This window comes from Kitasatospora sp. NPDC048540 (assembly GCF_040651175.1).
Lineage (GTDB): Bacteria > Actinomycetota > Actinomycetes > Streptomycetales > Streptomycetaceae > Kitasatospora.
In genome coordinates this window covers 1-21,912 of sequence record NZ_JBEZIR010000140.1, presented here as the reverse complement: position 1 = coordinate 21,912, position 21,912 = coordinate 1, and the positions used below count along the sequence as shown (strand labels likewise).

General features: G+C 76.4%; 13 protein-coding genes and 2 tRNA genes. 5 read left to right on the top strand and 10 right to left on the bottom strand.

The window, feature by feature from the left end:
* Nucleotides 1–893 precede the first annotated feature (893 nt).
* The 8 genes from AB0D08_RS34830 to AB0D08_RS34795 form a co-directional block, all read right to left on the bottom strand.
* Nucleotides 894–1,964: a hypothetical protein gene (locus AB0D08_RS34830; RefSeq protein ID WP_033823884.1), complete on the bottom strand. Its 1,071-nt coding sequence runs from the start codon at nucleotides 1,962–1,964 to the stop codon at nucleotides 894–896.
* A 547-nt stretch (nucleotides 1,965–2,511) separates the two neighbouring features.
* Nucleotides 2,512–2,585, bottom strand: a tRNA-Met gene (locus tag AB0D08_RS34825).
* 173 nt (nucleotides 2,586–2,758) lie between these two features.
* A tRNA-Met gene (locus AB0D08_RS34820) sits at nucleotides 2,759–2,832 on the bottom strand.
* Nucleotides 2,833–2,858: 26 nt separating this feature from the next.
* Nucleotides 2,859–4,196 carry a PrsW family intramembrane metalloprotease gene (locus AB0D08_RS34815; RefSeq protein WP_359894281.1) on the bottom strand — a complete coding sequence of 446 codons (1,338 nt, stop codon included), beginning with the start codon at nucleotides 4,194–4,196 and terminating at the stop codon, nucleotides 2,859–2,861.
* A 152-nt stretch (nucleotides 4,197–4,348) separates the two neighbouring features.
* On the bottom strand, nucleotides 4,349–5,101 hold the full coding sequence (gene trmB / locus AB0D08_RS34810) for a tRNA (guanosine(46)-N7)-methyltransferase TrmB (protein WP_082526570.1): 753 nt from the start codon (nucleotides 5,099–5,101) through the stop codon (nucleotides 4,349–4,351).
* A gap of 182 nt (nucleotides 5,102–5,283) precedes the next feature.
* Nucleotides 5,284–6,519, bottom strand: a complete 1,236-nt coding sequence (gene lhgO, locus AB0D08_RS34805; protein WP_033820798.1) for an L-2-hydroxyglutarate oxidase — start codon at nucleotides 6,517–6,519, stop codon at nucleotides 5,284–5,286.
* A gap of 70 nt (nucleotides 6,520–6,589) precedes the next feature.
* Nucleotides 6,590–8,197 carry a TROVE domain-containing protein gene (locus AB0D08_RS34800; protein WP_359894279.1) on the bottom strand — a complete coding sequence of 536 codons (1,608 nt, stop codon included), beginning with the start codon at nucleotides 8,195–8,197 and terminating at the stop codon, nucleotides 6,590–6,592.
* A 658-nt stretch (nucleotides 8,198–8,855) separates the two neighbouring features.
* The gene (locus AB0D08_RS34795) at nucleotides 8,856–10,277 is read right to left on the bottom strand and encodes a hypothetical protein (RefSeq protein ID WP_033820800.1); all 1,422 of its coding nucleotides are present in this window, start codon (nucleotides 10,275–10,277) and stop codon (nucleotides 8,856–8,858) included.
* Nucleotides 10,278–11,006: 729 nt separating this feature from the next.
* On the opposite strand from AB0D08_RS34795, the gene AB0D08_RS34790 reads away from it, so the two are divergent.
* The 3 genes from AB0D08_RS34790 (at nucleotide 11,007) to AB0D08_RS34780 (ending at nucleotide 15,073) form a co-directional block, all read left to right on the top strand.
* On the top strand, nucleotides 11,007–13,208 hold the full coding sequence (locus AB0D08_RS34790) for an asparagine synthase-related protein (RefSeq protein WP_359894277.1): 2,202 nt from the start codon (nucleotides 11,007–11,009) through the stop codon (nucleotides 13,206–13,208).
* Nucleotides 13,209–13,692: 484 nt separating this feature from the next.
* A complete protein-coding gene (locus tag AB0D08_RS34785; protein WP_051812035.1) occupies nucleotides 13,693–14,187 on the top strand; it encodes a universal stress protein in 495 nt (164 codons plus the stop codon).
* Nucleotides 14,188–14,341: 154 nt separating this feature from the next.
* A complete protein-coding gene (locus tag AB0D08_RS34780) occupies nucleotides 14,342–15,073 on the top strand; it encodes a DsbA family oxidoreductase (RefSeq protein WP_359894275.1) in 732 nt (243 codons plus the stop codon).
* Nucleotides 15,074–15,173: 100 nt separating this feature from the next.
* Here AB0D08_RS34780 and AB0D08_RS34775 read toward each other — a convergent pair whose 3' ends face one another.
* A complete protein-coding gene (locus AB0D08_RS34775; protein WP_359894273.1) occupies nucleotides 15,174–17,243 on the bottom strand; it encodes a sigma-70 family RNA polymerase sigma factor in 2,070 nt (689 codons plus the stop codon).
* 304 nt (nucleotides 17,244–17,547) lie between these two features.
* Nucleotides 17,548–18,387: a helix-turn-helix domain-containing protein gene (locus tag AB0D08_RS34770; RefSeq protein ID WP_359894271.1), complete on the bottom strand. Its 840-nt coding sequence runs from the start codon at nucleotides 18,385–18,387 to the stop codon at nucleotides 17,548–17,550.
* A 378-nt stretch (nucleotides 18,388–18,765) separates the two neighbouring features.
* Here AB0D08_RS34770 and AB0D08_RS34765 point away from each other — a divergent pair, with 378 nt between their 5' ends.
* Nucleotides 18,766–20,103, top strand: coding sequence for an FAD-dependent oxidoreductase (locus AB0D08_RS34765; protein WP_359894283.1), 1,338 nt, complete (start codon nucleotides 18,766–18,768; stop codon nucleotides 20,101–20,103).
* A 283-nt stretch (nucleotides 20,104–20,386) separates the two neighbouring features.
* Nucleotides 20,387–21,673 carry a SpoIIE family protein phosphatase gene (locus AB0D08_RS34760; protein WP_051812598.1) on the top strand — a complete coding sequence of 429 codons (1,287 nt, stop codon included), beginning with the start codon at nucleotides 20,387–20,389 and terminating at the stop codon, nucleotides 21,671–21,673.
* The last annotated feature ends 239 nt before the right edge of the window (nucleotides 21,674–21,912 follow it).

Sequence of the window (21,912 nt, the reverse complement as noted above, 5' to 3'; positions counted from 1 at the left end):
GGGCGCCCCCTCCCCCCCCGGGCGCCCCCCCCCCGCCGGGCCCCGGCGGGGGTGTCGCTCCACGCGCTCCCCGCTCCCCGCTGCCCGTTCGGCCCGGCCGACGGGCGGTCCGGCAGCCGGCGTGATCGGCTGGGACGGCCCGCCCCGAGCCCGTCCGGGCCAGCCCGAGCCGGAGCCCGTCCCGCCAGGAGCCGCGATGCCGTCCGTACTGGTCACCTCCCGGCCGCTGGACGAGTACTGCGGACTGTTCGGGCTCACCCGTGCCGCCCTGCGCGCCCTTCCCGGGCCGCTGCTCGACTGCCCGGGCGGCGCGGCCGGACTGGTGGCCGAGGCCGGTGCGCTCGGCTGCCGGGCGGTCGCGGTCGACCCCGGGTACGCGGCGCCGCCCGTCCTCGCCGCGGCGGCCCGGGCCGGGCGGCAGCGGATGGCCGAGGCCATCGGCGCGGACCCCGCGCGCCACCTGCCCCGTGGCCGGCCGGCCGACCGCTACCTGCGCAGCTGGGACCGGGCCCGGGACCTGTTCACCGCCGACGCGGCCGCCCACCCCGAGCACTACGTGGCCGGCGCGCTGCCCCGACTCCCCTTCGCGGACGGGGTGTTCGCCCTCACCCTCAGCAGCTACCTGCTGTTCGCCTACCCCGAGCTGTTCTCCCCGGCCGACCGGCTCGCCGCCCTGCTCGAACTGGTCCGGGTCACCGACCCGGCGGGCGAGGTCCGGATCCACCCGCTGCACGACTCCACCGGCCGCCGCTTCCCCGACCTGGACGAGCTGCGCGCGGACCTGGGCCGGTGCCGGGTCGGCACCGAGGTCCGGCGCTACGGGCGGCCCGTCACCCACCGGGTGCTGGTGCTGCGCGCGGCCGACCACCGCCGCCGGGCCGCCGCCGCGGCGGTCAGCGCGGAGCCGGCACGGAACCGGGAGCCGTCGGACCCGCAGCCGTCGGACCCGCAGGCGTCGGATCCGCGCCCGTCGGGCCCGCAGCGCCAGGAGCCGTGGCCTCCCCGGCGGACGGCGGACCGCTCGGCGGCGGCCCGCCCTGGACGGACCCGGCGCCGGCCGGCTCCGGAAGCCGTCTGAGCACTTCCTCCGCGACCGCCCGCCGCCGCGAGTACGGCGGTACGTTCCGGGAGTTGCGCATCTTGTAGCGGACCGCGTCGCGCAGCGCCGTACGCTGCTCCGCGGTCAGGTCGGGCAGGTCGGTGGCGGCCCGGGCCGCGAGCAGCGCCTGGAGCAGTTCGAAGGCCGAGAGGTGGCGGTCGATCGCGGTGACGATCAGGTCCAGGTTCCGCGCGTCGGGGGCGCCCTGCAGCAGGGCCAGCGCCTGGACCCGCAGGCCCTCGACGCCCGTGCCGAACAGGTCGCGGACCTGCTCGGGGGTGAAGCCGAGCGTCGGAGCGGCGACGACGGTCTTGTTCACCGAGTCCGCCAGGGTCTGCCGGTCCGCGGCCGACAGCGCCTTGGCCAGCAGCAGCCGGGTCAGCAGCCACCCGCTCAGGAAGCCGACCACGCTGAAGTACACCCCGAGCGCCGCCGCGAACCCGGCCGAGCCCGGCCCGCCGCCCACCACCGGGGCGAGCGCCCGGCCGAGCTCCCGCAGCCGCTGCGGCACCGTCCCGATCTGGGTCAGGCCCGCGCCGAGCAGGATCTTGGTCAGCCAGTCGGAGACCTGTTCCAGGTTGGTGTTGGGCGCGTAGCTCGCCGTGGAGGTGGCCGCGGGGTCCTCCGGGTGCGCGGCCGCGCCGCTGGTCAGCAGCCGGGGGACACCGAACAGGAAGCCCAGCAGCCCGCCCCCGACCGCGAAGGTCGCCGCCACCATCAGTCCGCCGCCGAGCGCCGCCGCCCAGTGCGCCGAGGCCGAGGCGAACAGCACCAGCCCGGCCACCCCGGCCGCCAGCACCCCGCCCAGTGCGATCTTCACCGCCGGTACCGGCTCGCCACCGCGCTCCAGCTCCACCGACTCCACCCCCGTCACGGTCCGTCAGGTCGCTGCGACTGTAGCCGATCCGGCCCCGCGGCATGACCCGTCCGGCAGGCCGCAGCGGGCCGCGGTGCACGGCCCGGGTGCGCGGCCGATCGGGGACGTAGCGTCCCGGTCCCGGTGGACCTGCCCGGCCGGAAGGTGCTCGACGCGGCGCGCGCTCGCCGACCCGGCGGCCGCCGCGTCCGCGGGCGCCTGCGGACATGCAGACGGCCCGTGGGCTGCTCTCCTCGACGCCGGGCCCCGCGGGGCCCGGCCGCCGAGGCACCGGGGATGTACCGGTGAGCCCACGGGCCGGGTGACTGCTTGGGATTACGCCTCCGCCGGAGGCCTTACGGCCTCACCCCGCGCAGGCAGGGGCGGCTCTAGCGAGCAGCCACCTCACGCATCCTGATGGAACTCAACTCAGGATCACCTCCTTTCAGTGTGCCGCCACTGTAGGCACGCACCTCCGAGGAGGGCAACGGATTTATGGCCGCCGGGAACGGCGAAGGCCCGGCAGAGTGATCTGCCGGGCCTTCGTGCTACTGAGTAGCGGGGACAGGATTTGAACCTGCGACCTCTGGGTTATGAGCCCAGCGAGCTACCGAGCTGCTCCACCCCGCGTCGGTGAACCTCACAGTACGGGAGTGCCGGGCAGAAGGGAAATCCGATTCCCGGCGCGCCCCGCCCGGCCCCCACCGGCACCGGCGGCCCCGACCGGGGGCCGTCCCGGTCCGAACCGTCCGGGAACGGCGAAGGCCCGGCAGACTGGTCTGCCGGGCCTTCGTGCTACTGAGTAGCGGGGACAGGATTTGAACCTGCGACCTCTGGGTTATGAGCCCAGCGAGCTACCGAGCTGCTCCACCCCGCGTCGGTGAACCTCACAGTACGGGAGAGTCAAGCGGAAGGGAAATCCGATTCCCGGACGGCCGCCACCACCGCGGCCCCCGCGCCCGTCTCCGCCGCCGCGCCCGCCGCCGCCGCGCCCGTCACCGGCCGGGCGGGCTGCCGGGAGGCCCTGGTCCTGGCCCAGACCGCGAAGCAGACCAGCGCCGCGAAACAGGGCACCATCACCAGCGCGTACACCAGCAGGAAGCCGTCGGTGCCGAGCCCGGCCGCCGCGTTCCAGCTGCCGTGCAGGGTGATCGCCAGCAGCAGGCCGCCGGGCGCCGCCAGCCGGGCCGTCCAGCGGCGGGCGGTGGTCAGGGCGACCGCGACGCCGAGGCCGGTGAGCGCGGTGAACAGCGGGTGGGCGAACGGCGACAGCAGTCCGCGCAGGACGAAGGTGTGCACGGTGCTGTCGAAGTCGCGCAGGCTCGGGGCGTCGCCGAGGCCGATGTTGTCCAGCCGGGCCTGCTGGTCGTCGGTGAAGGCGCGGCCCAGGTAGAGGGCGTTCTCGGTGAAGGCGAAGCCGCAGGCGGTGACCGAGCCCAGCAGGGTGCCGGCGGTCAGGGTGCGCGGACTGGACCGGGCGCGGCTGCCGGGCGGGGCCGGGCGGAAGTACGGCAGCGGGCGCAGCCTGGCCCGGGCCCGCCGTGGCGGTGCGCCGGGCCGCCGGGCCCCGGGCTCCGGCCCGCGGCCGGCCAGCAGGGCGCAGGTGTCCTCGGTGCGGCAGCGCAGCCGCCGGTGGAACGGCAGCAGCAGCAGGAGCAGCGCCGCGGCCTTCGCGCTCTCCTCGATCAGCGGGGTGGCGAACTCCGCGACCAGGGTCTCGCCGCGGGCCGGGCCCTGGTGCGCGATCAGGAAGTCGCTGGCCCAGCCGTTGGCCATGATCGCGACGGTGGTCGCCGCGCAGGCGCCCCAGGCGAGGCAGAACAGGATGTGCCGCAGCGGGACCCGCGCCGTGCGGTTCAGCCAGGCCAGCGAGCCGAGGACGAAGGGCAGCGGGAGTATCGCCAGCGCGAGCCCGACCAGCAGCCCGGTGGTGCCGGTCTGCCGCTGGACCAGGTGCAGGATCAGGACCCCCGAGCCGGCCAGCGCGCAGGCGGCCAGTGCGGAGGAGAGCGCCGGCCGTCGCAGCGAGGCCAGCCGGGCCGGCAGCCGGGCCAGGCCGGGGCGGTGGCGCAGCAGCCGTCCGGTCCGCAGGGGCAGCGTCGCGGGGGCCCGCCGCACCCGCGGCCCCGGGATCCGCCGGGTGGCGTCGGCATGCGTGGACCGGTCGGCTGCGGCGGCGGCGTCGGGGCCCGCGGCGGGCGACGCCGGGGCCGACGCGCTGCCCGCGGGCGGACAGCTCACGCCGAAAGAGTAGGGGACCCGGTCCGCGGAAGGGGAGAGTGCGGAACATTCGCTACCGATTTTCTCACCTGTGGTAGCGGTGTGGCGGCGGAGTGTGTGCGGTCCGCCGCGCGCTCCCCCGGCGGCCGGTCACGCCGCTGACCGGCCGCGATTCAGCGGCGGCGGAACAGCAGGTCGTGCACGACGTGGCCCTTGGCGAGTCCGGTGCGCTCGAACTTGGTCATCGGCCGCCAGCCGGGGCGCGGGGCGTAGCCGGGGACGCTGCCCGCGGGGTGGTCGGCGGGCTCCAGCCAGCCGGTGCCGTCGCCCTCGGGGTGCAGGTTCTCCAGTCCGGCCGAGGCGGAGAGCACCTGCAGCATCTGCTCGGCGTACTCCTCCCAGTCGGTGGCGCAGTGCACCAGGGCGCCGGGCGCCAGCCGCGGCAGCACCAGGTCGAGGAAGGACTCCTGGATCAGGCGGCGCTTGTGGTGCTTGGGCTTGGGCCACGGGTCCGGGAAGTAGACCCGCAGGCCGGCCAGCGAGGCGTCGGGGAGCATGTCGCGGATCAGGATGACGGCGTCGCCCGCGGCCAGCCGCACGTTGCGCGAGTCGTCCCGCTCCAGGAACTGCAGCAGGTTGCCGTGGCCGGGGGTGTGCACGTCGGCGGCCAGGATGCCGTGGTCGGGGGCGGCGGCGGCCATGGCGGCGGTGGTGTCGCCCATCCCGAAGCCGATCTCCAGGGTGACCGGGCGGCCCTCGAACAGCTCCACCAGGTCCAGCGGGGTGCCGTCGATCGCGAAACCGTACTGCTCCCAGCTGCGGTCCAGCGCGCCGGCCTGGGCCTTGGTCATCCGGCCGCGGCGCGGCTGGAAGCTGCGGATGCGGTGCTCGCGGTGCTGCTCCTCGGTGGCCTTGTGCGGGTACATCGGCGCCGGGTATCCCGCCGGGGCGGCGGAGAGCCGGGCCGAGGGGCGCAGCTCGGTGTCGGGCGCGGCGGTCTCGGGCAGCTGGGGGCTGGGGGCAGTGGCAGTCACAATCGGCCAAGTCTAAAGGGGCGTGCGAGGGACCGGACCCGCGCGTGACGCATTCCTCACGCCGGGCGGCCGGTTCAGCCGCCGGCGTCGAGGGCGGCCAGGGCCCGGCGGGCCACCTCCCGGCCGATGCCCAGCGAGGCGGTGGCGGCGGGGGAGGGCGCGTTCAGGACGTGCACGGTGCGGCGGGCGCTCGCGGGGTCGTCCGGGTCGAACCCGGCGAACGCGAAGTCGTCCAGCAGCGAGCCGTCCCGGGCCACCGCCTGGGCCCGGACGCCGGCGGTGGCGGGCACCAGGTCGGCGGCGGTCACGGCGGGCAGCAGCCGCCGCACGGCAGCGGTGAACGCGCGCTTGGACAGCGAGCGGTGCAACTCGCCGACCTCGTAGCGCCAGTGGCGCCGGGCGATCTGCCAGGTGCCGGGGAAGGCGGCGGTCCCGGCCAGGTCGCGGACGTTCACGGTGCGCCAGTCGTAGCCCTCCCGGGCCAGCGCCGGGACGGCGTTCGGGCCGACGTGGACATCGCCGTGCACACCCCGGGTGAGGTGCACGCCGAGGAACGGGAAGGCCGGGTCGGGCACCGGGTAGACCAGGCCGCGGACCAGGTCGCGGCGGTGCTCGGCGAGTTCGTAGTACTCGCCGCGGAACGGGACGATCCGCACCCCCGGGTCGTCCCCGGCCAGCCGGGCGATCCGGTCGCTGTGCAGGCCCGCGCAGTTCACCAGGACACCGCAGCGCAGCTCGCCGGCCGAGGTCTGCACCGTGATGCCGTCCGCCCGGCGGGCGACGGCGCGCAGCTCGGTGCCGGTGCGCAGTTCGGCCCCCTTCTCCTCGGCGAGCCGGGCGTAGGCGCGGGCCACGGCCGGGAAGTCGCAGATGCCGGTGGTGCCGATGTGCAGCCCGGCCACGCCGGTGACCTGGGGTTCGTGCTCGCGGATGCCGTCCGGGCCGAGCTCGGTGACCGGGATGCCGTTCTCCCGGCCGCGTTCCGCGAGCGCGGCCAGCCGGGGCAGTTCGGCCCCGTCGGTGGCCACGATCAGCTTGCCGGTGACCTGGTGCGCGATGCCCTGCTCACGGCAGAACTCCACCATCTCGGCGGCGCCGCCGGTGGCGTACCGGGCCTTGAGCGAGCCCGGCCGGTAGTAGACGCCGCTGTGGATCACGCCGCTGTTGCGTCCGGTCTGGTGGGCGGCGAAGCCGGGTTCCTTCTCCAGCACCGCGACCGCGATCCCGGGCCTGGCCCGGGTCAGCGCGTACGCCGTGGACAGTCCGACGATCCCGCCGCCGACGACCAGCACATCGACCTCGTACCCCACTGCGGCCCCTTTCCGCCTGCTCCCCACCGTGATGGTTTCACGGTGGGGAGCCGCGGGTGGGGGTTTCCGGCTACGGCCGGGCCGGTGCGCCGTCGGCCCGCTGCCACGGCCAGCGGGCGTCGCGGCCCGCCTCCAGCAGCGGGATCAGCCGGAACGCGGCGTCGCCGAGGCCGCCGAAGGTGTGGCGCTGCGCGCCGCCGGACGGCGCGTGCCCGGTCCGGTAGCCGGCCAGGTTCCAGGTGTAGACCGGGACGTGGGCCGGTACGGGCGCCAGCGGGTCGCCCTGCCAGGTGCCGTACGCCTGCTCGTCGGTGACGATCACCACCCGGTCCTGCCCGCGGTAGTGGGCGCGGACGGCGCCGGCGGTGTCGGTGCCGCCGAGGTCGCCGAAGCGCTCCACGGTCCGCAGCACCGAGTCACCCGGGCCGGTGTCCAGGCGCCGGCTGGTCGAGCCGAACTCCACCAGGTCGGCGTCGGCGGCCCGCAGGGCCAGCGCGCTGCCGAAGACGGCGGCCGAGTCCGCGCGGTTGAGCTGGGTCTGCGCACCGGGCCGGTCGAACATCGAGCCCGAGCGGTCCACCAGGACCAGGGTGCGTCCCGGCAGCGCGGGCACGTTGGCCAGCGCGTGCCCGAGCGCCCGCTCCAGCGGCTGGGCCCAGCGCAGCGAGGGCGCGTGCCGGTACGCCGCCAGGTAGCGGAACGGGAACTGCCGTGAGCGCCGCACCTCCTGGGGGTCGCTGATCCGTCGGGCGACCTGCTCGGCGACCTCGTCGCGGACCCCGGCGCGGTCGAAGTTGCGCAGGTTGCGCAGCAGCGCCATGGTCCCCATCGAGGGGATGATCGCCTCCCAGACGGCGGCGTCCAGCGGTCCCTGCAGCCAGCCGGCCAGCGCCTCCCAGGTCATCCCGGCCTCGGCCAGCCGCTCGGCGCCGTCCGGCCCGGTCACCACCGCCCGCCGTTCGTCGGCCGGCAGGGCGAGCAGCGCCCGGTGGGCGGTCAGGGCGCGGTCGGCGGCGGGCGGCTGCGCGGTGTCCGGGTGGTGCCGGCGGTCCAGCGCGTACCGGAACAGCTCGCTCTGCCCCGGCCGGGCCGGGTCGGGCGAGGGGTGGGTCAGCTCCAGGACGTCACCGAACCGGAAGCCCTTGCCCGCGGTGTCGTACTTCAGCAGTGAACGCCCGTGGTAGAGACGGCGGGTGGCGTCGGCGACGCCGCGCTTGAGCGGCTTCGGCAGCGCGCGGCCGTACCGGGAGGTCCAGTAGGCGAGCAGCTCGCCGGGCTCGTCGGCCCGCTGCAGGACCGCGTCGACGGCCTGCCGGGAGTGCCCGGGGGCGCCGGCGTCCAGCCGGGCCCGGGTGAACTCGGCGGCGCCGACCAGCGAGGCGGTGCGCAGGTTGCCGTCGGCCCGCAGCCAGCGCAGCAGGCCGAGGGTCCACTCCGGGTCCTCGACGGCGAACTGCCGTACCAGCGCGGTGTAGCGGTCGTCGCGGCTGCCGCCGCGCTCGTAGAAGGTGTCCTGGCCGACCAGGTTGGCGACGGCGAGCAGGAAGAGCTCCGACTTCCCGTCCCGCAGGTACCCGGTGCCGCGCTCGTGGTTGGCGGTCACCCGCCCGGTGGTCGCGACCGGCGACGACGGGCCCGACGGACCCGCCTTTCCCCGGCGGAGGTTGAAACGGGACATGCGGAATTCCCCCTGCTGGATGTGGTGGAGTGGACGAGGGGGAGGCCGGCCGGTGCACCCGAGATCGGATTCGGCCGTGGTCGGTGAATTTCGTTTCAACGCGCCACGAAGGACGCTCCACGGAAGTAACCACGGCCCTCGCACCGGGTGCACCGGCGCTGTGCCTCCCGAGATCGGATGCGGGTACCGGCGGATTTCTTGGAGGAAGTAGCCGGTACCCGGCGCACCGGGAGGTGCGGACATGCTGGGACTGCTGGTGTCGACATGCGTCCGGAGAACCGGAAGCGGCAGGGGCATCGGCTATTGCTCTACCCGACTGAGCTACACCGGCCGAGACCGGCGGCGGGGCTCGAACCCGCGACCCATAGATTAAGAAGTAGCCCCGGCCTGCGCACCCGGACGTTTTTCGACGGTCGCCGGACCATGAATCCGGCGACCAGCTGTCACATCTCCCCCGCACTCCGGCCGCCGCCGGAATGAGGGTGTCCGGAGAACCGGCCGGCAGGGGCATGAAAGTCAGGTGCTCTGTCCGCTGAGCTACACCGGCCGAAACCGGCAGCGGGATTCGAACCCGCGACCGCCTGATCCGAAGGAGCCTCTGCCTGCGCACCCGGACGAGGACGACGGTAGCCAATGCACCGCCGGACCCGCACCGCAATTAGCCGGAGGCGGTCAGCACCAGCCGGGCCCGCTCGGCCAGTTCCCGCACCCGGCGCTCGGCCTGGTACGGCTCCAGCAGCCGGAGCATCTCCACCACGTACTCCCGGCTGCGGTGCGAGGAGATCCGGCCGGCCACCTCCACCGCCCGCTCGCCGGCCGCCACCGCCGCGTCCAGGTCACCGGCCTCCGCCTCCGCCATCGCGGAGACGAACAGCCGCAGGCCGTGCGAGCGCACGTACCCCTCGGTCGGCCGGGCCAGCGCCTCCCGGGTGAAGTGCCGCACCTTGGCGGGCACGCCGAGGTCCCGGAAGCACTCGGCGGCGTCCGCGGCCAGCCGGTCGTAGGCGTAGAAGTCGATCCAGGTCGGGTCCGGGTCCCCGGGCCGGGACCGGTCCAGCGCCGTCTCCGCGGCCGCCAGGGCCGCCGAACAGGCGGCCGCCGACCCGGCCTTGGCCTGCGCCCTGGCCTCCACCAGGTGGAAGAAGCTCATCGTCCGCGCGGTGGCCAGCCCCCGGTTGCGTTCCAGGGCCGCCTGCGCCAGGTCGATCGCCTCGTCCGGGAAGTTCCGGTACGCCGCCTGCAGGCTCATCGAGGCCAGCACGTAGCCGCCCAGGGGCACGTCGCCGGCGGCCCGGGCCAGGCGCAGTGCCTGGATGTAGTAGCGCTGCGCGGCCTCGTGCTGACCGGTGTCGAACGCCATCCACCCGGCCAGCCGGGTCAGTTCGGCCGTCGCGCCGAACAGCGCCCGGCCGACCGCGTCGCTGTAGGAGGCCAGCAGCAGCGGCGCCGCCTCCACCCGCAGGCACTCCGGCACCATCGACGAACGCCAGTCCCCGCCGCCGTACTTGGAGTCCCAGCGCCTGGCCTCCTGGGCGGCCTCGCGGAGCTTGGCCGCGTCCGAGTGCCCGACCCGGTAGCCGGACAGGTCCGGCGCCGGGGCCTCCCGGGCGACCGAGCCGTCCGCCGGGGCGATCAGCCAGCGCGAGACCGGTGTGGCGTACGCCGCCACCGAGAAGGTGCCGGCCAGGCTGTCGCTCCACCGCCCGCCGCCCGGCCCGCGCCGCAGGTCCAGGTCCACCCGCCACAGTTCGGTCGCCGACCGCACCGCCTCCGGCACCTCGCGCGGGAACTCCAGCCCCAGCTCCGGCGTCGGGTGCGAGTCGGCCAGGCCGATCTCCTCCAGCGGCACCGGGCGGCCCAGCTTGTTGCCGAGCGCGGTCGCGATCAGGTGCGGGACCGGGCGCTGCGGCACCATCCCCTTGGTCACCCAGCGGGCCACCGAGGTCTTGTCGTAGCGCAGCGTCAGACCGCGCTGGGCGCCGAGGTCGTTGACCCGGCGGGCCAGGCCGGCGTTGCTGATCTGGGCCAGCGACAGGAGCGCGCCGAGCCGTTCGTTCGGCCCTCGTGAGGTGACGGTCATGGTGGCGGTGGCACCCCCTGGCGACGTCGTGCGCGGATGGCGGCGAGCGGCAGGCGGCGGCGGCCCGCCCGAGGGTGTCCGCTCCATACTGCTGCACCTAGCGTAGTCGTACGGGTTCCGAGGGTTAAGAGGCTGCATTCCGGATGGCGGGATCGCGCGCCCGCGTGTCCGGCTCCGGCCCGGCGGCGGACCGGGCCGGTACGCCCCCTCCGGCCGCGGCCCGTCACCGCCGGAGGGGCGTGCTCCGGTCGTGTGCCGATGTGCGCCACCCGTGCCCCCTGGCTCGCCTGGCAGGTCGGCGATTCGCTGGAGGCCGTGGAACGGCCCGCCGCCGAGGACCCGGCGGGCCGGGGGAGACCGTCGCCCCCGTCCCCGCGGGCGACGGTCGGTCCGGGAGGGCATGCGGATGCCCTCCCGGGCTGTGCGGCGCCTTTCGGCCATCCGGAGATGTCCATGCCATGGACGGGCCCCGGGCCGGCCCGGCGGCCCCGCGCCAGGGGCGGACCGGGCCACGGAGGGGGAGGCCCGGGCCGCCGCCCGCGGACCGGCAGGACCACCCGCGCCCGGACCGCCCCGACGGCTACCGCCACCCGCGCCCGCGCCGACGCGCCCGATTTCGCCCCCGCAACACGGGTCACCACCGGCCCGTCCAGTGGCACGATGTCTCCTGACGGCGTGCCGGCCCGAGATCCCCCCAGCGCGCCCGATCCCTCGTCAGGCGGAGGCGCGATGCGGTGGCTCACCGGCTGGAGCGGGTCCCCCGGCACCGGCGACCCGGCCCTGGCGGCCGTCCGCCCCCTGGCCGGCACCGCCCTGTGGAGCGGACCCAACCCGCTCTGGGCGGTCGGCGACTGGCGCCCGGACGAGATCCGCCTGGTCACCCTGCGCCCCGGCGGCCCGGCCACCGTCCGGCCCGGCCCCGACCCGGCCGACCCCGCCGACCGCGACTCCCCCGCCACCCTGCGCCTCGCCGTGATCGGCCACTGCGGCGCCACCGACACCGAACTCGCCGCCGGACTCGCCGCCGCCCGCGGCGGAGCCGTCCGCCACCTCACCGGCTGGCCCGGCAGCTACACCGTGGTGCTCCGCGCCGGTCTGCGCAGCACCGTCCTGCTCACCGACCTGGCCGGGCTGCAACAGGTCTTCCACACCCCCTGGAGCGGCGGCACCGCGTACGCCACCGCCGCCCTCCCGCTCGCCGACCTGGTCGGCGCCCCGCTCGACCCCGACCACCTCGCCGCCGTCCTCGCCACCCCCGAGGCGCCGGAGGTGCTCGGCACCGGCACCCCGTACGCGGGCGTCCACCGGGTGCCGCCCGGCCACACCCTCGGCATCCGCAGCGGCCGCCCCTACACCGCCGGGTACGAGCCGGAGACCCCGCCCGGCCGCTGGACCCGCGAGGAGGCCCCCGCCGTCCGCGAACTCACCCGGGCCCTGCTGGAGGCCGTCCGCTGCCGGGTCAGGACCGCCGGACCCGAGGTCCCCGCCGCCCGCGCCGCCACCGACGGCCCCGATGCCCCCGACGGCCCGGACGCCCCCGGCGGCCGCCCCGCGCAGCGCGGCCTGCCGCGCGCCCGGCTCGGCGTCGACCTCTCGTACGGCACCGCCTCCACCACCGTCGCGCTGCTCGCCGCCGCCGTCCCGATCGGCCCCGCCACGGCGGCGGCCCGACCCGGCACCCCACTGCCCGCCCTGCGCACCGGCGCCGTCAAGGGCTCATGGGCCCGTACCCCCACCGCCCCCCGGCCCACCGCGCCGGAGTCCCTGGCGGCCGTCACCCTCGGCGAGAGCGAGCGGCCCACCCTCGCCGTCGACGCGCCCCGGCTGCGCCACGTCGTCCTGCCACCCGCGCTCCCGTACGCCGAACTCGCCGGGCCGCCCGCCGGCCTGCCCGCCGGGCCGCTCACCGACGAACCCGGCGCCGCGCTGCTCACCGCCGACGCGCTCGGCGCCCGCTTCCGGGCCGGCGGCACCGACCACCTCACCGGCTACGGCGCCCGGCACGTCCTGGACGGCCACCCGGCCCGGCTGGCCGACCTGATCCGGCTCGGCCGCTCCCGCGAACTGCTCGCCCCGCTCGCCGCGCTGGCCGGCGCCGACCGGGCCACCGCCGGCGCGCTCACCGGCACCGTCCGCACCCCGGTCACCGTGCTGCGGGCCGCCCACCGCCTGGCCCGGGCCGGGTACGCGGACGCACTCGACGACCTCGCCCTCGCGCTCACCCTGCGCCGCACCCCCGAACCCGGACCGACCGCCGGGGCCGGCTCGGCCGCCGCGCTGGCCTGGGCCGTCCCCGGGCCCGCCGCCCGCTGGCTCTCCGACCAGGCCCTGGCCGGTGTCGCCCAACGGCTGCGGACGGCCGCCCGCGGCGGCGCCCCCACCGAGCTGCCCGGCGCCCGCCGGGCCCGGCTCGCCCTGCACCGGCACGCCGCCGCCTACCGCACCCTGGCCCAGGCCGGCGAACAGCGCGGCCAGCGCCTGCACGCGCCGTTCCTGGACAACCAGGTGGTCCGAGCGGCCCGGCTGCTGCCCGAGGAGGTCCGGCTGCAGCCGGGCGCCCGGCACGCGCTGCTGCACGCCGTCCTCACCGGCGCGGGCCGCACCGACCTGCCCGCCGACTGGGGCCGCGGCCCCCGCCCGGACCGTACCGGCCCCGCCCGCACCGGACTGCGGCAGGCCGCCGACGCACTGGTCGAACTGTTCGAGCGCCCGCTGCTCGCCGAGGCCGGCCTGATCGACCACGCCGCCGTCCGGGAGTCGCTGGCCCGCGCCGCCACCCCGGAGGCCGCCCTGCCACCGGGCACCCTGGCCGGCCTCGCCGACCTGATCGCCACCGAACTGTGGCTGCGCCGGGTCGCGGCCCGCCGCCACGGCTCCTGCTGGACCGGCCTGCCCCCGGCACAGCGGCGCGCCCTGACCCGCCCGACCTGACCCACCCGCCCTGAAGCCCGGGCCCGCGCGGTCGCCGTGAGCCGGGGCTGCCCGCTCCCCGGTCGGGCGCCGCCCGGCCTGCCGCCCGCGCAGCGGCGCGGCCCGGTCCGCCCGGTCCGGAGCCCGCCCGGCCCGCCCGGCCTGCCCCCCGCGCAGCGGCGCGCCCTGACCCGCCCGACCTGACCCACCCGCCCTGAAGCCCGGGCCCGCGCGGTCGCCGTGAGCCGGGGCTGCCCGCTCCACGGTCGGGCGCCCGCGCGGCGGCGCGCCTCGGCCCGCCCGTCCTACCGCCCCGCCCGCTCCCCGGCCCGCCGCGCAGCGGCGCGTTCCGGCCCCCGCCCACGCCCCCGCCCACGGCCACGGCCACGGCCGCGTCCACGCCCACGACGGCGACGCCGTGCCGCGGCCGGTCCGGGCGCGCCCTGCCGCCGGGCCGGGCCCGATCGGCGATCATGTGCTGGTGGTCCGTCATCCGGAGGCCGCTGTGCGTGAACCCTTCCCCGTGCTCGGCGAGCCGCCCCCCGCCGCCCGCCCGGGCATCCTCGCCGCCTGCGACGGCTCGGACGGCTCGCTGTGGGCGCTCGACCGGGCGATGACCGAGGCCGAACTGTTCCGGCTGCCGCTGTACGTGCTCGCCGTCGTCAACCCGTCCCCGTCCGGCTACCCGCCCGGCATGGCCGAGCTGGTGCACGAGAGCGTCGAGCGGCTCACCGAGAGCATGGCGGACGGGCTGCGCCGGGCCGTCGCCACCGTCCAGTCGGCCCGCGAGCGCCCGTACGGCGGCGAGCTGGCCCTGCACGTGGTGCTCGGGAACGTGGTCGAGGTGGTGCTCGCCTGCACCGCCGGGCAGCACACCGTGGTGCTCGGCACCCGGGGCAACGGCGGCTTCAGCCGGCTGCTGCTGGGCTCGGTCAGCACGGCCGCGGTGCACCACGCGGCCTGCCCGGTGCTGGTCGTACCGGCCCCGCCGGCGGGCTGACCCCACCCGGCGGGCGGCGGCCCCGGTGGGCCCCGGCCACGGCGGTTCGTGGACGTCCGGGAATGTCCTCCGATGGTTGAGCGTTCATCCACCGGATCGGCGACCCCGATCGGCCGCCCCGGCCAGCCCCCCGTGACAGGAGTTCCGTCCCCCGATGAAGGTCGAGATTTTCAGCGACATCGCCTGCCCCTGGTGCTACCTCGGCAAGCGCCGCTTCGAACAGGCCCTGGACCGCTTCGCGGGCAAGGCCGAGGTCGAGGTGGTCTTCCGCCCGTACCAGCTGGTGCCGGACGCGCCCGAGAGCGCGAGCCCGCACCGCGCCTGGCTGGCCGAGCGCTACGGCCCGCAGTCGGTCGCGATGGACGACCGGGTGACCCAGCTCGGCAAGGCCGAGGGTGTGCACTTCGACTTCGACACCGCGCTGCACGTCAACACCTTCCTCGGCCACCGCCTGCTCCACCTCGCCGAGCGCGAGTACGGCGCCGCCGTCCAGTCCGAGCTGAAGGAACTGCTGCTCAAGGCCCACTTCGCCGACGGCGTCGACGTCGGCGACCGCGCCGCGCTGACCGAGCTGGCCGCCGCCGCCGGGATCGACCGCGACCGCGCGGCCGCCTACCTGGCGGGCGACGAGGGCGCGGCCGAGGTCCGGGCCCAGCTGGCGGAGGCCCGCGAGCTCGGCATCAGCGCCGTGCCGACCTTCGTCTTCGAGGGCAAGTGGGCGGTCCAGGGCGGTCAGGAGGCCGAGACCTTCCTGCGCGTCCTGGAGCAGGTCGCCGCCGAGACCGCCGAGACCGCCGGGACGTCCGGGACCACCCGTGACGCGGAGTCCGCCGAGCCCGCCGGGCACGACGCGCACGCCTGCGCGGACGGCGCCTGCACGGTCTGAGTGGTCTGAGCGGTCCGGGCGGCCCGAGCGGACGGCCGGACCGGACGCCGGTCCGAAAGGCGTGCCCGAGGGCCCGTGCGGGTGCGCCCAGCACGGGCCCTCAGCTGCAGGTGAACCTGGCGTCCGCCCAGTCCGCGACGTCGATCAGCGGCCACCGGCCGGAGGCCGGGGTGACGACCAGCCGGATCGAGGTCTGCCCGGCCAGCGCCGCGTGCACCGCGACCGGGCGGTCCCACGGCCCGACCCGGCCCGACTGCCACAGGGCCCGCCCGTTGGCGCCCTCCACCCGGAACTCCACCGAGCCGGCCCCCACACTCAGGTCGTCCAGCCCGGCCACCGCGTCGAACGCGGTGCAGCCGCGGTTGAGGTCGATCGTCACCTGGGACGGCACCCGCACCGACAGCGCGTGCTGGTGCGCCGAACCGCGCATCCACACCGCCCGGCGCTGCGCCACCGGGTCACCGCGCCGGATCACCGGCCCGGCCGCCGGGTCCCGGTGCTCACGCCCGACGATCGGCAGCTGGTCGAGCCAGAACGAGACCGGCGGCGCCGGCGGGGACGGCGAGGGCGACGGCGGTGGTGTGGTCGGCACCGGCGGAGGCGTCACCGGCGGCTCCGGCGGCGGCTCGGGCACCGGCGACGACGGTGCGGGCGTCACCACCGGTGCCGCCGGGGGAGTGGTGCTCGGAGACGGACTGGGCTTCGGCCTCGGCACGGCCGCGCGCGGCACGGCGGCGGGCACCACGGTCTCCTCGACGGGCGCGGGGGACGGGCTCGGCGTCGGGTCGGGCGCCGGGCCGACCGGCGCCGCGACCGGCGGCGGCAGCGCCGGCGAGGACACCGCCGCGGCGGCCACCGGCGGTTTCGGGGCCGGCGAACCGGCGAGGGCGTACGCGGCGACCGCGGCCGCACTCACCGCGACCCCGGCCGCGATGGCCGCCTTCGCGGCCGTACCCAGCCCCTGCCCGGCCACCGCGCCGAGCGCCGAACCGGACGACGAACCCGAGGCCCCGGCGGCACCGGCCGCGCCCGCCGCGCCGCCGCCCGTACCGCCCGCCGCGCCCGTACCGGCAGCCGTACCCGCGGCCGTACCCGCCGCGGCAGCGCCACCGACCACGGCACCGGCGCCGAGCGCCGCGGCCGCCGCCGAGAAGTACCCGGCCCCGACCCAGAGCAGCACGCCACCGGGCAGCACCGCCCGCAGGCTGTGGTTGATGTCGGAGAGCTCCAGGTAGGCCGCCGTGCAGCGGTCGCACTCCTGGATGTGGCGGCCGACCTCGGACGAGGCCCGCTTGCGCAGCGATCCGCGGGCGTACGCGCCCAGCCGGACCGCGTACGCCGTGCAGCCGCTCTCCTGGCTGCCCGACACGTGTGCCTGGAGGAACCCGGCGGCCAGCCGGTCCCTGGCCCGGTGCGCCTGCACGGCGGTGGCGTTGGCGGTCTTCCCGATCAGCACCGCCACCGTCTTCGGCGACTCCCGCTCGACCTCGGTGTGCCAGAGCACCATCCGGTCGTCCTCGGGGAGTTCGACGAAGGCCTGCATCACCATCCGCCGGTCCGCCAGCGCCATCGCCCAGGCGTCCGCGCCGGGGTCGGCCAGGTCGAACTCGACCGTGGACGCCGAACTCTGCGCGAACGCCCCGAAGTCGTCGACCAACTGCTCCCGCCGATCCGAGCGGGTCCAGGCGGCGGCCACGTTGCGGACCGCCGTCAGCAGGTAGGCCCGGACCGCGAACTCCGGCCCCTTGCCCGCCCGCAGGGCCTGGAGGGTACGGGCGAACACCTCGCCGGCCAGGTCCTCCGCGGTGAAGCTGTCCCGGCAGCAGGTCCGCGCGTAGCGGCGCACCGACTCCGCGTGCCGCCGGTAGATCTCCTCGTACGCGGTGTCGTCGCCGGCCCGCACCCGTGCCGTCAACTCGGCGTCCGAGGGCGGGCGTTCACCGTCCACCGGGTCGGCGGGCGCGGGTACCACCGCCCGGGCCGGGGCGAGGCGCCGGGCGCCCGCCGCCTCCCCGACGAAGGACTCCGGGGTGACCCCGCCCTGCCCGGCCGGGGCCTGACCCGGCACCCGCCCGGCCAGCGACTCCCTCGCCGGCGCGCCGGCCTGATCCGGTACCTGGCCCGGGACTCCGCGGCCGGAGCCCGGATCGTTCTGGTCGTCAGTGCTCAATGCGGCCCCCATGCGCCGAACCCGGTCGGCCGGAACAACTCCCGTGCGAACCGCCCCCGGCCGAGGCGGCCCGGGGCCGGGGACGACACCACCGCCATCGCGGCGGCCCGTACGCGGGGCGGCGCGCCGAGCGGAACGGCACGCATCGGGACAATGGCTCCAACCACGGGCAAAGAATGGCATAGCGCAGCGGCCATCGGTAACCGGGAAGGCCACCGCCCACCCTTCCGGGCACCCGGTCGACGGACTCCGCCGGGCCCGCCCGGCACGCGCCCCCGCCCGCGCCGCGCGGTCCGACGGTGCCTCAGCGCGCCCGCAGCCCCTGCAGCAGGATCTGCAGCAGCCGGTCCGCCGGAGCGTCCTCGGGCAGCCCCGGCGAGGTCCGCACCGGGACCGCGTGTGCCGGGACGGCGGCCGTCAGCACCAGCACCACGTCCGAGACCGTCACCCCCGGCCGCAGCTCCCCGGCCGCCCCGGCCCGGGCCACCAGCGCGGCCAGCAGGTGCAGCAGCAGCCGCGGATCGGCGTCCGGCACGACCTGCGCGTCGCCGTCCTGGGCCCGTCCGCCGAACGGCGCGTCGAGCCGCCCCTCGAAGGAGGCGTCCAGCGACCGGCGTTGCTCGGGCACCCGGCCGATGTCCTCGGCGTACCGGAAGGACTCCGGCGGCAGCAGCCGGCCCGCGCCGGACTCGACTGCCCGCGCCAGGAAGCCCGACAGCGCCTCCCACGGCTGCTCGTCGCCGTACAGCGACTCCCTGGCCTGGGCGGTCAGCCACCCGACCTCCTCGGCGGCGATCCGCTGGACCAGCACCTCCTTGCTCGGGAACCGCCGGTACACGGTGCCGACCCCGACCCCGGCGCGTCGCGCGACCTCCTCCATCGGCGCGTCGTAACCGAGCTCCCCGAACACCTGGCGGGCGGCCCGCAGCACGCTCTCCAGGTTCCGCCGGGCGTCGACCCGCAGCCGGGACGCCTCCCCGCGGCCGCCGTCCGGCTCGTACCCGCTGCCCGTACCCGCGCCCGTACCCGCGCCGGGAACGGGCTGGCCCAGCCGCTCCGGCCCGGCCGGGCCGCGCTGCTCGGGCACCGCCCCCGGGCCGACCGGCGGCAGCGTCCGCCCCGCCATCTGTTCCTGATCAGTCATTCCAACCCTCCCCCGCAGGTGCCCGTCCCGGGCCCCTGTACGGACCGCGTTCCCCCCGGTGCCGAACACCGACGTCCGCGCCGTCCGCCTGATGTCTGCGCACTACCCTTCCCCGGATCTCCCCGGTGCAGTCCGGGAGTTGTGCCGGGTGGTTCAGGGACAGACCGAACCAATCGTTGGTCCAGCGCACAATCCGACCATAGTTCAAGGAAGTTCGGGGCAGAAGTGGCCGAAACTCGGCCACCGTCGCAAGCCTGGCGCCATTCCGGCACATCCGTCCCACCCGATCCGGTCGGCACTGTGGACAAGACGGCCCTCGGCAGGGCGTCATATGGGGGACGTGAACCGGATCACAGTGGCCGGAGGTGCCCCATCAGGATCCTGATCATCGGTGGCGGGTGCGCCGGCCTGACCGTCGCGCTCCGGCTCCAGCAGACGCTGCGGACCCGGCTCCGTACGGGCCAGGACGAGATCACACTGGTCGAACCGCAGCCGTACCTCACCTACCACCCGCTGCTCGCCGAGGTCGCCGCCGGCACCATCGACCCCCGCCACGTGGTCGTACCGCTGCGCCGCACCCTGCCCGACTGCCGGGTGCTCACCGCCAGGGTCACCCGGGTCGACCACGCCGCGCGGCGGGCCCGGATCGACGCCGCCGCCCCGGGCGAGAGCGGCCTGACCTCCGAACTGCACTACGACGTCCTGGTGGTGGCCCCCGGCTCGGTGTCCCGCACCGCGCCCGTCCCCGGCCTCGCCGAACACGGCCTCGGCTTCGCCACCGTCGGCGAGGCCGTCAGCCTGCGCAACCACGTCCTGGAACAGCTCGACCTGGCCTCCACCACCCGCGACCCGGAACTGCGCCAGTCCGCCCTCACCTTCGTCTTCGTCGGGGCCGGGTACGCCGGCGTCGGGGCGCTCGCCGAGCTGGAGGACATGGCCCGGTACGCGACCAAGGGCTACCACAACCTCCAGGCCGACGACCTGCGCTGGGTCCTGGTCGAGGCGACCGGCCGGATCCTGCCCGAGGAGTCCCCCGAACTTGCCGACCACACCCTCGCCGAACTGCGCGAACGCAGCGTCGACGTCCGCCTGCGGACCACCCTGGAGTCGGCCGCCGACCGGATGATGACCCTCTCCGACGGCAGCAGGTTCGCGGCCCGCACCCTGGTCTGGACGGCCGGCACCCGCCCGGCCCCGCTGCTGAACCACACCGACCTCCCGCTCGACGGAAACGGCCGGATCCGGTGCCTGCCCGACCTGCGGGTGGCCGGTCCCGACGGCCTGCCGCTGGCCGGTGCCTGGGCCGCCGGCGACTGCGCGGCCGTACCCGACCCCGGCGCCGAGGGCGCACCCTGCGCACCCAACGCCCAGCACGCGCTCGCCCAGGCCGACCTGCTGGCCGCCAACCTGCTGGCCGCCGCGGCCGGGCAGGCGCTGCGCGACTACCACCCGGACCGCCCGTACTGCTCCACCTCGCTCGGCGTCGGCCGGGCCGTCGCCCACACCCGCCGCGGCCAGCTCACCGGCCGCCGCGCCTGGTGGCTGCACCGGGCCCGGCACCTGCGCCGGCTGCCGAGCCCGGAACGCCGGGTCCGGATCCTCACCGACTGGCTGCTGGCCGGGCTGTTCCGCCGCGAGGTGGTCTCGCTGGGGTCCGTCGAACACCCCCGCGCGGAGTTCGAGGCCGGCTTCACCGACCTCCACCCCGGCCCGTGACCGGGCCCGCGAACGCGCCGCGATGACGGTACGACTTCCGAAACCACGACCCGGCCTGACAGGATCTCCCAACCGGGTCATCACGTGGTGTGCTCGCACAGACGCAAAACGTGATGATCCGACTACAGCCCGCCGTTGACCGACCGACCCGACCGACCGTCCCGACCGACCGCCTTCGACCGACAGCCGAGGGAAGCCCACCCGGGCCGCGCACCCCCGCGGCCGGCCCCCGCCGAGTGAACACCCGTACCCGAACCGAGGAAGCGGCCGACGTTTGAACCTCATGCGCTGGAGCGCCCGGCTCACCGGAGCCCCGCGGCGTGCCGCTCCCCCCAGTCCCGGCCCCGGACCTGGCCACGGCCACGCCCACGGCCACGACGAGTCGGTCACCGTCCCCGGCCCGCGGGACCCGGCCGCGCAGGCCGGCCTGCTCGACCAACGCGACCTCGACCAGCTCTACGACCTGCGCGATGTCCTGCGCCGCCTCCCCGCCCCGGTCGCCGTCACCTACGGCCCGCAGCACCAGCTCGGCTACGCCAACCGCGCCTACCGCGAACTCTTCGGCGCCCGCACCAACGGCCCGCCCGCGGCCGAGGCGCTCCCCGAACTGGCCGCCCTCGGCGTACTCCCGCTGCTCGACCAGGTCCTGCGCAGCGGCCGGCCGCGCAGCGTGAAGTCCCGGGCGATCCTCAGCCTCGGCGGAAACCGCTACTACAACATCTCCTGCGTCCCGCTCGGCGCCGGGACGGACGGCACCACCCCGGCCGGCGTCCTGATCTTCGCCGCCGAGGTGACCGACCAGGTCCAGGCCGCCCTGCGCCTGCGCGAGGCCGAACGCCGCCAGCGCCAGGCCGCCGTCACCCTCCAGCGCAGCCTCCTGCCGCAGAAGCTGGAACAGCCGGCCGACCTGCGGGTCGCCGCCACCTACCAGCCCGGCGGCGCGGACGCGGCGGTCGGCGGCGACTGGTACGACGTGATCGGCCTCGGCGGCGGCCGGACCGCCCTGGTGATCGGCGACGTGATGGGCCGCGGCATGCGCGCCGCCGCCGTCATGGGCCAGCTGCGCACCGCCGTCCGCGCCTACGCCCGCCTCGACCTCCCGCCCCACGAGGTGATGCGCCTGCTCGACGGCCTCGCCATGGAGATCGACGCCAACCAGATCGCCACCTGCGCGTACGCCGTCTGGGACCCGGCCACCAGCAGTCTCACCTACGCCTCGGCCGGCCACCTCCCCTTCCTGCTGCGCTGCCCCGAGGGCACCATCCTGCGCAGCGAGGAACAGAACGGCCCGCCGCTCGGCACCGGCAGCGGTACCCACATCTCGCACACCCTGCGCCTGCTGCCCGGCACCACCGGCGTCCTCTACACGGACGGCCTGGTCGAACGCCGGGAGGAGGACATCGACGACGGCATCGAGCTGCTGGCCCGCGCCCTGGGCGGTGCGGCCGGCGCCCCCGACGTCATCTGCGCCAGGCTGCTCAGGGCGATGGGGGTCACCGCGGAGCACGACGACGACGTTGCCGTGCTGGCCTTCCAACTGCCACTTGACTCTCCCGCGCCGGATGCCTAAAGTTCTTCGAGCTGCCCGTCTCAGGGAGCACCGGACACGTGTCTACGCGGCCGGTCCCGAGGCAGCCAATCCCTTGAAACACCACTTCTCGTCCCACTGGGTCGTGCTCTGTCGCGTCCCCGTGCGAATTGGCGTGCGCGTTTATATGGATTGCGGCCGGATTCGCTTTTCGGAGCGTGGATCGGCTAAGGTTTGAAACGTCGGACAGGCCGTCAGGTCGGACCGACGGAAGGCGAGTT

Bases quoted from the DNA above. Each gene is read 5' to 3' on its own strand.
- AB0D08_RS34770 (WP_359894271.1), bottom strand. From the start codon at position 18,387: ATGACTGATCAGGAACAGATGGCGGGGCGGACGCTGCCGCCGGTCGGC.
- AB0D08_RS34790 (WP_359894277.1), top strand. From the start codon at position 11,007: ATGCGGTGGCTCACCGGCTGGAGCGGGTCCCCCGGCACCGGCGACCCG.
- AB0D08_RS34780 (WP_359894275.1), top strand. From the start codon at position 14,342: ATGAAGGTCGAGATTTTCAGCGACATCGCCTGCCCCTGGTGCTACCTC.
- AB0D08_RS34760 (WP_051812598.1), top strand. From the start codon at position 20,387: ATGCGCTGGAGCGCCCGGCTCACCGGAGCCCCGCGGCGTGCCGCTCCC.
- AB0D08_RS34795 (WP_033820800.1), bottom strand. From the start codon at position 10,277: ATGACCGTCACCTCACGAGGGCCGAACGAACGGCTCGGCGCGCTCCTG.
- AB0D08_RS34800 (WP_359894279.1), bottom strand. From the start codon at position 8,197: ATGTCCCGTTTCAACCTCCGCCGGGGAAAGGCGGGTCCGTCGGGCCCG.
- trmB (WP_082526570.1), bottom strand. From the start codon at position 5,101: ATGTACCCGCACAAGGCCACCGAGGAGCAGCACCGCGAGCACCGCATC.